Source organism: Mesorhizobium silamurunense (assembly GCF_014843905.1).
In the GTDB taxonomy this organism is placed as follows: Bacteria; Pseudomonadota; Alphaproteobacteria; order Rhizobiales; family Rhizobiaceae; genus Mesorhizobium; species Mesorhizobium silamurunense.
Genome location: NZ_LPVS01000011.1, coordinates 33,372 through 47,287 on the forward strand (window position 1 = coordinate 33,372; position 13,916 = coordinate 47,287).

Here is a 13,916-nt window from a genome sequence, read left to right on the forward strand (position 1 = left end):
TATGCGTTTTTCAAAATGTCATGGCCCGGCGCGACGCCAGGATCTTCCGCAGCACCGCGCAATCGACATCGGACGGAACCGGACGTTCGCCGGTGATCATCGGCAGGAATTCGGTATCGGGAATTTCGAGGAGCTTTTCATATTGGTCGATTTCGTCGCCGGTCAAGGCGCCGATCTCGGCATCGGCAAAGGAACCGAGGATCAGGTCCATCTCGCGCATGCCGCGATGCCAGGAGCGGAACAAAAGCTTACGCCGCCGGGCGTCGAGCCCCTCGCTTGATCGCTGTGTTCCGGTCATCGCCGCATCCCTGTTCGAGCGGCGCATATAGCGTGGATAGAGGGCGGTGTCAGCCTTTGCGCTGCGGCCGTCGCGACATAAGCTGACAGCATGCGTCCCTCCATCCTCGATCCATTGTTCGTCCCGATCACCTCGCTTGCCGGCGTCGGCCCGAAGGTTGGCGTCCTGATCGAAAGGGTCGTGCCGGCCGATCTCGGCGACCGTCCCGCGCGCGCGGGCGACCTTCTGTTCGTGCTGCCCAACACAGTGATCGACCGCCGCAACCGGCCGGGCATCGCGCTCTCGGCCGAAGGCCAGATCGTTACGCTCGAAGTCCGGGTCGACCGGCACCAGCCGCCGCCGCGCGGCAACAGGTCCGTGCCTTACCGTGTCTATGCACATGACGACACCGGCGAGATCGCGCTGACATTCTTCCAAGCCCATGCCGCCTATCTGCAAAAAATGCTGCCCGAAGGCGAGCGCGTCGTCATCTCCGGCCGCATGGAATGGTTCAACGGCCGCCCGACCATGGTCCATCCCGACCATATCGCCCCGCTCGATGAGGCCGAGGGTCTGCCGCTGGTCGAGCCGGTCTATCCGCTCACCGCCGGACTATCGGCGAAAGTGCTGCGCCGCGCCATCGGACAAGCGCTCGGCCGCTTGCCGGAATTGCCCGAATGGCAGGACGACGCTTTCATGCGCCGCCACACCTTTCCGTCTTTCGGCGATGCGCTCACCCGCATCCACAATCCGAAGGACCCGATCGACGTTGCCATCGAAGGGACGGCCTGGCGGCGCCTGGCTTACGACGAGTTCCTGGCCGGACAGGTGTCGCTGGCGCTGGTGCGAGCGAGAATTCGCCGCCTGTCGGGCCGGCCGCTGGTCGGCGACGGCCGCGTCGTCGAAAAACTGCGTGCCGCCCTGCCCTACAAGCTCACGCATAGTCAGGAATTCGCGCTCGGCGAAATCAACGCCGACCTCGCCGATCCCGAACGCATGCTGCGCCTGCTGCAGGGCGATGTCGGCTCCGGCAAGACGGTGGTCGCGCTGCTTGCCATGGGACGCGCGGTCGAGGCCGGTGGCCAGGCAGCGCTGATGGCGCCGACAGAAATCCTGGCGCGCCAACATCTGGCGACGATCGCGCCGCTGGCGGAGAAAGCCGGGCTGCGCGTCGCCATCCTTACCGGCCGCGAGAAGGGCCGCGAACGCACCGAGACACTGGAAGGGCTTGCCGGCGGCGTGATCGACATCGTCGTCGGCACGCATGCGCTGTTCCAGGAAACGGTGACGTTCCACGACCTCGTGCTTGCCGTCGTCGACGAGCAGCACCGGTTCGGCGTCCACCAGCGCCTCGCCATCACCGCCAAGGGCGACGCGCCCGACATGCTGGTGATGACGGCGACACCGATCCCGCGCACGCTGGTGCTCACCGCCTTCGGCGACATGGATGTCTCGAAACTCACCGAGAAGCCGGCCGGCCGACAACCAATCCGCACCGTGACCTTGCCGCTGGAGCGGCTGGACGAACTGGTGGGTCGCATGCGCGACGCCGTCGCCGAAGGCCAGAAGATCTACTGGATCTGCCCGCTGATCGAGGAATCCGAAGAGATCAAGCTGATGTCGGCGGAGGACCGTTTCGCCTCGCTGAAGCCGCTGTTCGGCGATCAGATCGGCCTGGTTCATGGGCGCATGAAGGGCGCGGAAAAGGACGAGGCGATGCGCGCCTTCAAGCAGGGCGAGACGCGCATCCTGATCGCCACAACCGTCATCGAGGTCGGCGTCGACGTGCCGGACGCGACGATCATGGTCATCGAGCATGCCGAGCGCTTCGGCCTTGCCCAGTTGCACCAGTTGCGCGGCCGGGTCGGGCGTGGCGATCGGCCCTCCTCTTGCGTGCTGCTCTACAAGGATCCGCTCGGCGAGACGGCGAAGCGCCGGCTTTCGGTGATGCGCGAGACCGAGGACGGCTTTCGCATCGCCGAGGAGGATCTGAAGCTGCGCGGCGAAGGCGAACTGCTGGGCACCCGCCAGTCCGGCGCGCCGGGCTTCCAGGTGGCGCGCATCGAGTTCCATGCCGACCTGCTCGAAGGCGCGCGCGACGACGCGCGGCTGATCCTGTCGCGCGATCCGGAACTGCGGTCCGAGCGCGGCGAGGCGCTTCGGCTGCTGCTTTACCTGTTCGGGCGCGACGAGGCGGTGCGGCTGCTGCGCGCCGGCTGAGCAGCGCCGATCGCCGGATTGGCGAGCGCCCCCTCGATGGGCTCGCCGTTCAGCGTCACCAGCTTGGCCTTGACCTCCGGCGCCACCATGCCGGCTGAAACGATCAGCTTGGCGCCGTCCTCGATGCTCATATCGAGTGGCACGATCTCGGATTTATGCACATACATCAGGAAGCCTGTGGTCGGGTTCGGCGTGCAGGGCATGAACACCGCAATCAGCGGATCGCCTTCCTGGTCGAGCTTCTGGTTGATCTCGGTTTCCTTTTCGCTGGCGACGAAGACCAGCGACCAGACCCCTTTTCGCGGATATTCGACCAGACCGACCTGGCGGAACATGTCGCCCTTGTTCGACAGCACCGTCTCGAAGATCTGCTTCAGCGAGCCATAGATGCCGCGCACCAGCGGCATGCGGCCGAGCAGCCGCTCGCCGAAATTGACGATGGCGCGGCCGACGATGTTTGCCGTCAGGAAGCCGATCAGCGTGATCAGGATGAGCGCCACGATCAGCCCGAAGCCGGGGACCGGGAACGGCAGATAGGTATCCGGGTTGTAGCGCGCCGGAATATAAGGCTTCACCCAGGAATCGACCCAGCCGATCAGGGACCAGGCGATATAGGCGGTGATCGCCAGCGGCGCGCAGACGACGAAGCCGGTCAGGAAATAGTTCCTGAGCCGGGTCATGCCAGAGGTCTTCAGGGCGTCGGACATGGGGTCACCGCGGCGCAGGTTGCACGCCAAGATTAGTGAACCGCGAGCCGGTTTGGAACTGCGAAGTTTTTAAAGAACGCCTAGGTTGAAAAGGCGTATATCCGGTTATTCCACTGTGACCGATTTCGCCAGATTGCGCGGCTGATCGACGTCCGTGCCCATGAAGACGGCGGTGAAATAGGCCAGCATCTGGATCGGCAGCGCGTAGATGATCGGCGAAATGATCTCCGGCACGTCGGGCAGGATGATCGTCTCCATCGTCTTGATGCCCGCCTGGGCGGCGCCCTTGGCGTCGGTGATGAGGATGATCTTGCCGCCGCGCGCCGCCACCTCCTGCATGTTCGACACCGTCTTTTCGAAGATACGGTCATGCGGCGCGATGACGATCACCGGCATGTTCTCGTCGATCAGCGCGATCGGCCCGTGCTTCAGCTCGCCGCCGGCATAGCCCTCGGCGTGGATGTAGGAAATTTCCTTGAGCTTCAGCGCCCCTTCCATGGCTAAAGGGAAGTTGGTGTCGCGGCCGAGATAAAGCACGTCCTTGTAACGGGAGAGCTCGCGCGAGATGCGCTCGATCTGCTCGTCGAGCTTCAGCACCTGGGTGGCGAAGCGCGGCGCCTCGGAAAGCTCACGCACCAGCTGCTTTTCCTGCTCGCGCGAGATCGTTCCGCGCGCCACGCCCGCCCGCACGGCGAGCGAAGCCAGCACGGACAGCTGGCAAGTAAAAGCCTTGGTCGAGGCGACGCCGATTTCCGGCCCGGCAAGCGTTGGCAGCACGACATCGGATTCGCGGGCCATGGTCGATTCGCGCACATTGACGACCGCGCCGATCTTCATGCCGGCCTGGCGGCAGTAGCGCAGTGAGGCCAGCGTGTCGGCGGTCTCGCCCGACTGCGAGATGAAGAAGGCCGCGTCGTTCGCCGACAGCGGCATCTCGCGGTAGCGGAATTCCGAGGCGACATCGATGTCGACCGGCAGCCGCGCATAGCGCTCGAACCAGTATTTTGAGATCAGTCCGGCCAGATAGGCGGTGCCGCAGGCGGAAAGCGCCAGCCGGCCGATCTTGGCGAAATCGAAGGGCAGGTCGAGCGGCTTCGACACGCCGGCGACGAAATCGACATAGTGCGCCAGCGTGTGCGAGATCACCTCCGGTTGCTCATGGATTTCCTTCTCCATGAAGTGGCGGCGATTGCCCTTGTCGACCATGAAGCTGGTCGACAACGACTGCTGACGCCTGCGCTCGACCTGGTTGCCGTCGATGTCGTAGATCGCCACGCTGTTGCGACGCACCACCGCCCAGTCGCCATCCTCGAGATAGGTGATGGAATTGGTGAAGGTCGCCAGCGCAATCGCGTCCGAGCCCAGGAACATTTCGCCGTCGCCGTGGCCGACGGCCAATGGCGGACCGTTGCGGGCGCCGACAATCAGGTCCTCGTCGCCCTTGAACATGATCGCCAGCGCGAAGGCGCCTGCGAGCCGCTTCAGCGCCTGGTGCGCGGCCTCCACCGGCTTCAGCCCCTTGGCGATCTCGCGCGACACCAGATGGGCGACGACCTCCGTGTCGGTCTGCGAGGAGAACGCATAGCCATCGCGGGTCAGTTCGTCGCGCAGCTCGGCGAAATTCTCGATGATGCCGTTGTGGACGATGGCGACGCCGTCGGAAAAATGCGGATGCGCATTGGTCTCGTTCGGCACGCCATGGGTCGCCCAGCGCGTGTGGCCGATGCCAATCGTGCCTTCCAGCGGCTCTTCCTTCAGCCGGCGCTCGAGATTGATCAGCTTCCCTTCGGCGCGGCGGCGGCCGAGTGCCCCATTCTCAATGGTGGCGACGCCTGCCGAGTCGTAGCCGCGATACTCCAGCCGCTTCAGGGCATCGACGATAAGCGGCGCGACCTGCGAATGGCCGACAATTCCAACGATACCGCACATGCGCTGCCCCCGATTCCCTGCGGAAACCCAGCGCTATCTAGGGATTGCCGGCCTGCCGCGAAAGTCACTTTGCGTTTCGTTCCGTGTCAGCGGAACGGTGTTTGCACCGATGCACCATGACAGGCCGCGCTTGCAATCCGGTTACCGCAATTGGTTGGTTTTTTCGCGGCGCGGTCCTCGATTGTTCATCGTTGGCGCCAGTGGCGCCGGCACGGAAAACGCCCTTTGACGATCATTCCGCTGCATTTTTCTTCGCCGTCGCGGCCGAGGCGAAGCGTTGCCGCAGCTCCTTGCCCTTGCCGGGCAGCGTCTTCTGGCGGGCGCGGCCAAAGGCCAGCGCATCGTCGGGCACGTTTTCGGTGATGACGCTGCCTGAAGCGATGTAGCCGCCCTTGCCGATGGTGACAGGCGCCACCAGCGACGAGTTCGAGCCGACAAAGGCGCCCTCGCCGATGTCGGTGAAGAATTTCGAATAGCCGTCGTAATTGCAGGTGATGGTGCCGGCGCCGATATTGGCGCCGGCGCCGACGCGTGCGTCGCCGATATAGGTCAGGTGGTTGACCTTGGCGCCCTCCTCGATCGTCGCCTGCTTGACCTCGCAGAAATTACCGACCTTGGCCTTTTGCCTGAGATCGGCGCCCGGCCGCAGCCGCGCGAATGGCCCGACATCGCAATTGGAGGCGATGGTGGCGCCCTCAATATGGCTGAAGGCATGGATCTTGGCGCCCGAGGCGACCTTGACGCCCGGCCCGAACCAGACATTCGGCTCGACAATCGTATCGGCGCCGATTTCAGTGTCATGCGAGAAATAGACAGTCTCCGGCGCAATCAGCGTCACGCCCGCAAGCATCGCCTCGCGCCGCCGGCGCGCCTGCCAGATGGCTTCCGCCTCGGCGAGCTCGGCCCGGTTGTTGATGCCGAGCGCGCTCTCAAAGCTCGCCTCCGTGGCCACCACGTCGAGGCCCTCCGCGCCGGCGATCTCGACGATGTCGGTGAGGTAGAACTCGCCCTTGGCGTTGTTGTTGCCGACCTTGTCGAGCAGCCGAAGCGCATGCTTGCCGGCCACCGCCATCATCCCGGCATTGCAGAAGCCGATCTTCTTCTCCGCCTCGGAGCAGTCCTTCTCCTCGCGGATGGCGACCAACTGGCCGTCCTTCTCGATCAGCCGACCGTAGCCGGTCGGATTGGGTGGGCGGAAGCCGATGACCGCGACGGCGGCGCCTTGCGCCAGCTTCTGCCGCGCGGCCACCAGCGCTCCGGCATCGATCAGCGGCGTGTCGCCGAACATGACGAGAATATCGTCGTAACCCTTTGATATCGCTTCGCGCGCGGCAAGCACGGCATGCGCGGTGCCGAGCCGCTTCTCCTGCACGAAGGTCTCCGCTTTCGGCGCGAATTTCCGCGCCGCCTTCCTCATCTCCTCGGCGCCGTGACCGATGACCAGCGACAGGCCCGTCGCCCCGGCCGCCTCGGCGGCCTTCACGACATGAGCCACCATTGGCAGACCGGCGATCGCATGCAGCACCTTGGGCATCGCGCTTTTCATGCGCGTGCCTTCGCCGGCGGCGAGGATGACGGACAGGCAGGATCTCTGGCTCATAAGGGCGACCGTACGAAAAGCGTTTGAATCAATGCATGTTAGCAGTGCAGCTCATGCTGCACCAATGCGGTTAAATTCCGGTGAGATGGTTGAGCCGCCGACTCTTAATCTGCGGTCCATTGGAGGAGAATCCGGCAATCATCCCCTACAACAGGCCGTGCCTCTTGAATTCCGCCTGCTCATCGCCGGCGATCCAGCCAAATACCTTCAAGCGGCCGTCGCGCCGTTCGACGAGATAATCGACCTCGAAATCGATCGTCAGGCGTTCCTTGTTCTTGCGTTCGTATTCGCCCGACCATTGCACCTTGGCTACGCAATGATCCTGATCGATGGGCGTTACCGAGACATCGGCGCATGTCATCGTCTTGCTGCCCATCGCCCGATAGGAGTCAAAACCCTTCTTCATCATGTCCCGCAACTGCTGGCCATTCTCGCCGACCATGACCCTGCCGGCGTCACGGAGACAAAGCCGGTCGAATACATGTTCCCGAGTCTTGCAGGTTGACGTCGCCGGCGATTGCGTCGTTGTAGACCTTCTCATAGCCCTTGAAGAATTTCTGAGCGTCAACCTTGGCTACCATCCTCACCTCGCCGCATTTTAAGGCCGTGCGCCTGCGCACAAACGCCAGGTCTCAGGCATCGTTCCGGATTGACGTCGAATGAGTCAGCCCAACCTTCCCAGCGCCGGAAAATTCTCCAGCAGCCAGTACGACGCGCTTTGCACGCCGCCGGTCAGGAAAAACACGCCGGCGACGACCAGCAACGCGCCGATGGCTTTTTCGACGCGGCCGAGATGGACGCGGAATTTTCCCAGGAAGCGCATGAAGGCGCCGGAAAACAGCGCCGCGATCAGGAACGGAATGCCGAGGCCGAGCGAGTAGGCGGCAAGCAGCAGCGCGCCCTCGCCCACCGTCTCGCGCCCGCCGGCCAGCGTCAGGATCGGTCCCAGCACCGGACCGATGCAGGGCGTCCAGCCGAAGGCGAAGGCCAGTCCCATGACATAGGCGGCGATCATGCTGGCCGGTTTGCCCTGCGACTGGAAGCGCGCCTCGCGCGACAAAAGCGGGATGCGCAGAATGCCGAGGAAATTCAGCCCCATGATGATGATCAGCGCGCCGGCCACCATCGCCAGTTGTTCCTGCCATACCCGCAGCAGGCGGCCAATGGTCGAGGCACCCGCGCCGAGCGCGACGAAGACGGTGGAGAAGCCGAGCACGAAGGCTAGCGAGGCATAGAGCAGTGCGCCGCGCGCGCCTTCGCGCGCCGTCACGCCATGATTTCCGCGGAAATCGTCGACCGAGACGCCTGCCATGTAGCAGAGATAGGGCGGCACCAGCGGCAGTACGCAAGGCGACAGGAACGAGATCGCCCCCGCCCCGACTGCGCTGACATAGCCGATGTCCAATGCCATTTCGACCCCGATTGTGCTGCCGCCGATATAGCGATGCGTGAGCCTCCGTGCCAATCACCATTGTGTGGCACGTGGTCGCCCGGCAGAGGAAGAAACGGCCTCCCTCACGCGTTGATTGCACAGCGCGCGATTGCGGCGTGCTTGTTCTCAGGGAGAGATTGTCATGAAATCGATTGCACTCGGGCTCGCGGCCCTGTTGCTCGGCACTGTTGCATCCCACGCCGCCGAGGCGTGGAAGGAGGCCGAAGTCGGCGGCAAGAAAATCTATACCGATGCCATGGGCATGACCCTTTACACCTATGACAAGGACGAGAAGGGCAAATCCAACTGCTACGACAAATGCGCCGCCAATTGGCCGCCGCTGAAGGCCGAGGCCGGCGCCAAGGCCGACGACGAATGGACGATCGTCGATCGCACCGACGGCACCAAGATGTGGGCCTATGACGGCAAGCCGGTCTACACCTTCGTCAAGGATAAGAAGGCCGGCGACATGGGCGGCGAAGGCGTCGCCGGCGCCTGGCACGTCGTCGCGGCCGACTGAGTTTCCCGGTCTGGCTGCCGGACATCTTTCCGCCGGCAGCCAACCCGGTTGCGTCCCCGGTTGCGTCGTTGACGGCGCTTGCCTCGATATCGGTTCTGTCGCTCAGTCGACTCGCGTCAGCAGTAGCCCGATCATCTTCCCGCGGTCCAAGACACGACCCGCCACGCTCCAAAAATGTGATCTTCGCCATACACTCTAAGAGTGTATCGCTGGCGGCGGGCCGGCAAATTGGGTTCTTCCCCTTGACCGATTGCAAAAGCACGGCCATGTGAGCGGCGAAAAGAGTGGGATTTCGTCGTGCGCCGCGGAGTTCTTCCGCCGCCTCACAGCTGATAAGAGACCTCATGGACGTCGTCGTCGTCGAATCGCCGGCCAAGGCGAAGACAATCAACAAATATCTGGGCAAGAACTATAAGGTCCTGGCCTCGTTCGGCCATGTCCGCGATCTGCCGGCCAAGGACGGCTCGGTGCGCCCGGACGAGGACTTCGCCATGTCCTGGTCGGTCGACACCGCCTCCGGCAAGCGGCTTGCCGACATCGCCAAGGCGGTCAAGGACGCCGACGGGCTCATCCTCGCCACCGACCCGGATCGCGAGGGCGAAGCGATCTCCTGGCATGTGCTGGAAGTGCTGAAGCAGAAGCGCGCGCTGAAGGACAAGCCGGTCAGCCGCGTCGTCTTCAACGCCATCACCAAGGCCTCGGTGCTCGAAGCAATGGCCAATCCGCGCCAGATCGATGCGCCGCTGGTCGATGCCTATCTCGCCCGCCGCGCGCTCGATTATCTCGTCGGCTTCACGCTCTCGCCTGTGCTGTGGCGCAAGCTGCCGGGCGCCCGTTCCGCGGGCCGCGTGCAGTCGGTGGCGCTGCGCCTGGTCAGCGACCGCGAATCCGAGATCGAGCGCTTCATTCGCGAGGAATACTGGCAGATCGCCGCCATCCTCGGCACGCCACGCAACGACAGCTTCGAGGCGCGGTTGACCGCCTATACCGGCAAGAAGCTGCAGAAGCTCGACATCGCCAACAAGGCGCAGGCCGACGACATCAAGGCGATGCTGGAGGGTGCGACCTTCAAGGCGCTGTCGGTCGAAGCCAAGCCCACCAAGCGCAACCCCGGTCCGCCCTTCACCACCTCGACGCTGCAGCAGGCCGCCTCCTCCGGGCTCGGCTTCTCGGCCAACCGCACCATGCAGGTGGCGCAAAAACTCTATGAAGGCATGGATGTCGGTGGCGAGACCGCCGGCCTCATCACCTATATGCGAACCGACGGCGTGCAGATGGCGCCCGAGGCGATCGACGCCGCTCGCGATGCGATCGTCAAGGAATTCGGCGCGAAATACCTGCCCGAAAAGCCGCGTTTCTACACGACCAAAGCCAAGAACGCCCAGGAAGCGCATGAGGCGATCCGCCCGACCGATTTCAAGCGCACGCCGGCCTCGGTGCGGCAATATCTCGATGCCGACCAGGCGCGGCTTTACGAGCTGATCTGGAAGCGCGCTATCGCCAGCCAGATGCAGCCGGCCGAGATCGAGCGCACCACGGTCGAGATCGAGGCGGTCAACGGCGCCCGCACCGCCGAACTGCGCGCGATCGGCTCGGTCATCCGCTTCGACGGCTTCATTGCCGCCTATACCGACCAGAAGGAGGAGGACGCGGAGGACGAAGAAAGCCGTCGCCTGCCCGAGATCCGCGCCGGCGAGCTGCTTGCCCGCCAGGCGATCAACGCCACCCAGCACACGACCGAGCCGCCGCCGCGCTACTCCGAGGCGTCGCTGATCAAGAAGCTGGAGGAGCTCGGTATCGGCCGGCCGTCGACCTACACGGCTATCCTGAAAACGCTTGAAGACCGCGACTACGTTACGATCGACCGGCGCAAGCTGGTGCCGCAGGCCAAGGGCCGGCTGCTGTCGGCGTTCCTCGAAAGCTTCTTCGAGCGCTATGTCGAGTATGACTTCACCGCCTCGCTCGAGGAGAAGCTCGACGAGATCTCCGACGGCAAGCTCGCCTGGAAGGACGTGCTGCGCGATTTCTGGAAGGATTTTTCCGGAGCTGTCGACGACATCAAGGAACTGCGCGTCACCGACGTTCTCGACGCGCTCAATGACGAGCTCGCGCCGCTGGTGTTCCCGGCACGGGAAGACGGCTCGAACCCGCGCATCTGCCCGAAATGCGGCTCAGGCAACCTGTCGCTGAAGCTCGGCAAGTTCGGCGCCTTCGTCGGCTGCTCCAACTATCCCGAATGCTCCTACACCCGCCAGCTCGGCGACGCCGCCAATCCCAATGGCGAGAACGGCAATGGCGAGGACGGCGTCAGGCTGCTCGGCAAGGATCCGTACACGGCCGAGGAAATCACGCTCAGGAGCGGCCGTTTCGGCCCCTATATCCAGCGCGGCGAAGGCAAGGACGCCAAGCGCTCGAGCCTGCCCAGGGGCTGGACCGCCGAGTCGATCGACCATGAAAAGGCGCTGGCCCTGCTGGCATTGCCGCGCGATGTCGGCAAGCACCCGGAGACCGGCAAGATGATCTCGGCCGGCCTCGGACGTTACGGGCCCTTCGTGCTGCATGACGGCACCTATGCCAATCTGGAAAGCATCGAGGACGTGTTCTCGATCGGGCTGAACCGCGCTGTCTCGGTGATCGCCGAGAAGCAGCAGAAGGGCAAGGGCGGCCGCAACGGCAGCACGCCGGCTGCGTTGAAGGAGCTTGGCGACCACCCCGATGGCGGCGGCAAGATCGTTGTGCGCGACGGCAAATACGGCCCCTATGTCAATTACGGCAAGGTCAATGCGACGCTGCCCAAGGGCAAAGACCCGCAATCGGTGACGATGGAGGAGGCGCTCGCTTTGATCGCCGAGAAGGAAGCCAAGGGCGGAGGCGGCAAGAAACCGTTCCGCAGGGCGGCGAAGAAAGGATAGTACGACGTGGCGCGCAGGATCTCCGGAAGAAGCCACGGCGATCCGCGCGGCGCCGACACCCGGGCCAAGGTCAAGGACGACTACCGGCCCTCGCGCGACGAAATCCTGCGCTACATCGCCGAGAATCCCGATCGCTCCGGAAAACGTGAGATCGCCAAGGCCTTCGCGTTGCGCGGCGAGGACCGCATCTGGCTGAAGGACCTGCTGCGCGACTTGCAGGACGAAGGCCTGCTGACAAGGGAGCGCAAACGCCTCACTCGCGCAGGTGCCTTGCCCCATGTCGCCGTGCTCGACATTGTCGGTCGTGACGCCGACGGCGTGCTGCAGGCCAACCCGAGCGAATATACCGGCCCCGGCTCGCCGCCTGTCATTGCCATCCGCATGTCGCGCGGCGCCAGCGGCCCCGTCCCTGGCATCGGCGACCGTGTGCTCGCCAAGACCTTCCCGACCGACGATCCTGCCGGCCCGGCCTATACCGGGCGGGTGATGAAGATCTTCGAGAAACGCAGCGAGGCGGTGCTCGGCGTCTTCCGCGTGCTGAAGGACGGCAGCTTCCGCATCGAGCCGGTGGAACGCCGCCAGCCCGAGCTGATCGTCGACAAGGAATTCCAGAACGGGGCCAAAAACGGCGATCTTGTCGAGGTCGAGCCGGCGCGCGCTTCGCGCTACGGGCTACCGCGCGCCAAGGTGCTGGCAGTGCTGGGCTCGCTGTCCAGCGAGAAGGCGGTCTCGATGATCGCCATCCACGCCCACGATATTCCGCACGTCTTTCCGGCCGATGTGATCGCCGAAGCCGATGCGATGAAACCGGCAACGCTTGCCGACCGCGAGGACTGGCGCGACCTGCCGCTGGTCACCATCGATCCGGCCGACGCCAAGGACCACGACGACGCGGTCTTCGCCATGCCCGATGCCGACGAGAAGAATCCCGGCGGCGTCATCGCCACAGTGGCGATCGCCGACGTCGCGGCCTATATCCGCTACGGCACGCCGCTCGATCGTGAAGCGCTGAAGCGCGGCAATTCGGTCTATTTCCCGGATCGCGTCGTGCCGATGCTGCCCGAGCGCATTTCCAACGATCTCTGTTCGCTGCGCGAAGGCGAGGACCGTCCGGCCATCGCCGTTCGCATGACCTTTTCCGCCGAAGGCCGCAAGCTCAGGCACTCCTTCCACCGCGTCATGATGAAGTCGGCGGCCAAGCTCGCCTATCCGCAGGCGCAGGCGGCGATCGACGGCGCGCCGGACGACAAGACGGGGCCGATCCTTGACACAGTTCTCAAGCCGCTATGGGACGCCTATGCGGTGCTGAAGCGCGGCCGCGACAGCCGCCAGCCGCTCGAACTGGAGCTGCCGGAACGCAAGATCCTGCTCAAGCCGGACGGCACCGTCGACCGTGTCGTCGTGCCGGAGCGCCTCGACGCCCATAAGCTTATCGAGGAGTTCATGATCCAGGCCAATGTCGCGGCCGCGGAGACGCTTGAAGGCAAGAAAGAGCCCCTGGTCTACCGCATCCACGATGCGCCTTCGCTCGCCAAGCAGGAATCGCTGCGCGAATTCCTGCACACACTTGGCCTGTCACTGGCGCGCGGCGCGCAGATGCGGCCGGGGCAGTTCAACGGCATTCTGGAGCGGGTGCGCGGCGCCGACAACGAGGCGCTGGTCAATGAAGTGGTGCTGCGCTCGCAGAGCCAGGCCGAATATTCGCCGAAGAACATCGGCCATTTCGGTCTCAACCTGAGACGCTATGCGCATTTCACCTCGCCGATCCGGCGCTATGCGGATCTCATCGTGCATCGCGGACTGATTGCCGCGCTCGGTCTCGGTGCCGGCGGCCTGACGCAGCAGGAGGCGGATCGGCTGGAAGAGGTCGGCGCGCTGATCTCGGCCACCGAGCGCCGGGCCATGGCCGCCGAACGCGATACGGTCGACCGGTTGATCGCAGCCTACCTTGCAGAGCGCATCAACGACACCTTCGACGCCCGCATCTCCGGCGTCACCAAGGCGGGACTCTTTGTCCAATTGCCGCAGTACGGCGCTGATGGCTTTATTCCGGTGTCAAGCCTCGGCGGCGACTACTATATCTACGACGAAACCGCTCGATCGCTGTTCGGAGAGCGCATCGGCAAGGGCTATCAGCTTGCCGATCGCGTCGAGGTTCGGTTGCTCGAGGTCGCGCCGATGGCCGGCGCGATGCGTTTCGAGATGCTGAGCGACCCGAAGCCGCTGCCCGGCTCGCGACGGTCGTTCCACAAGGCCAAGGGCCGCGCCCGCGCATCGCAGTCGCGTTTCGGGCCCCGCGGCAGGAGAAGATGATGCCAA

The 13,916-nt window shown here is 64.4% G+C and carries 10 protein-coding genes; 4 read left to right on the forward strand and 6 right to left on the reverse strand.

Annotated elements, in window-relative coordinates; translation table 11 throughout:
* Positions 1-10: 10 nt before the first annotated feature.
* Entirely contained in the window at positions 11-298 is a 288-nt protein-coding gene (locus AU465_RS02310) for an FAD assembly factor SdhE (RefSeq protein ID WP_192243656.1), read from the reverse strand.
* Between the two features lie 90 nt (positions 299-388).
* On the opposite strand from AU465_RS02310, the gene recG reads away from it, so the two are divergent.
* Positions 389-2,497: an ATP-dependent DNA helicase RecG gene (recG, locus tag AU465_RS02315; RefSeq protein WP_192243658.1), complete on the forward strand. Its 2,109-nt coding sequence runs from the start codon at positions 389-391 to the stop codon at positions 2,495-2,497.
* On the opposite strand, the gene AU465_RS02320 is transcribed toward recG, so the two are convergent.
* From AU465_RS02320 to AU465_RS02340, 5 genes are all read right to left on the reverse strand, one after another.
* On the reverse strand, positions 2,449-3,204 hold the full coding sequence (locus AU465_RS02320; protein WP_192243660.1) for a DUF502 domain-containing protein: 756 nt from the start codon (positions 3,202-3,204) through the stop codon (positions 2,449-2,451). The two genes, recG and AU465_RS02320, sit on opposite strands and share 49 nt — an antisense overlap.
* Before the next feature lie 105 nt (positions 3,205-3,309).
* On the reverse strand, positions 3,310-5,133 hold the full coding sequence (glmS, locus tag AU465_RS02325) for a glutamine--fructose-6-phosphate transaminase (isomerizing) (RefSeq protein ID WP_192243662.1): 1,824 nt from the start codon (positions 5,131-5,133) through the stop codon (positions 3,310-3,312).
* 232 nt (positions 5,134-5,365) lie between these two features.
* On the reverse strand, positions 5,366-6,733 hold the full coding sequence (glmU, locus tag AU465_RS02330; RefSeq protein ID WP_192243664.1) for a bifunctional UDP-N-acetylglucosamine diphosphorylase/glucosamine-1-phosphate N-acetyltransferase GlmU: 1,368 nt from the start codon (positions 6,731-6,733) through the stop codon (positions 5,366-5,368).
* A gap of 145 nt (positions 6,734-6,878) precedes the next feature.
* Positions 6,879-7,175: a DUF6841 family protein gene (locus tag AU465_RS02335; RefSeq protein WP_246505816.1), complete on the reverse strand. Its 297-nt coding sequence runs from the start codon at positions 7,173-7,175 to the stop codon at positions 6,879-6,881.
* 222 nt (positions 7,176-7,397) lie between these two features.
* The gene (locus tag AU465_RS02340) at positions 7,398-8,144 is read right to left on the reverse strand and encodes a cytochrome c biogenesis CcdA family protein (protein ID WP_192243667.1); all 747 of its coding nucleotides are present in this window, start codon (positions 8,142-8,144) and stop codon (positions 7,398-7,400) included.
* 163 nt (positions 8,145-8,307) lie between these two features.
* Here AU465_RS02340 and AU465_RS02345 point away from each other — a divergent pair, with 163 nt between their 5' ends.
* From AU465_RS02345 to rnr, 3 genes are all read left to right on the forward strand, one after another.
* Positions 8,308-8,685, forward strand: coding sequence for a COG4315 family predicted lipoprotein (locus AU465_RS02345; protein WP_192243669.1), 378 nt, complete (start codon positions 8,308-8,310; stop codon positions 8,683-8,685).
* 344 nt (positions 8,686-9,029) lie between these two features.
* Positions 9,030-11,597, forward strand: coding sequence for a type I DNA topoisomerase (topA, locus tag AU465_RS02350; RefSeq protein WP_192243671.1), 2,568 nt, complete (start codon positions 9,030-9,032; stop codon positions 11,595-11,597).
* A 6-nt stretch (positions 11,598-11,603) separates the two neighbouring features.
* Positions 11,604-13,910 carry a ribonuclease R gene (gene rnr, locus AU465_RS02355; protein WP_192243673.1) on the forward strand — a complete coding sequence of 769 codons (2,307 nt, stop codon included), beginning with the start codon at positions 11,604-11,606 and terminating at the stop codon, positions 13,908-13,910.
* Positions 13,911-13,916 lie beyond the last annotated feature (6 nt).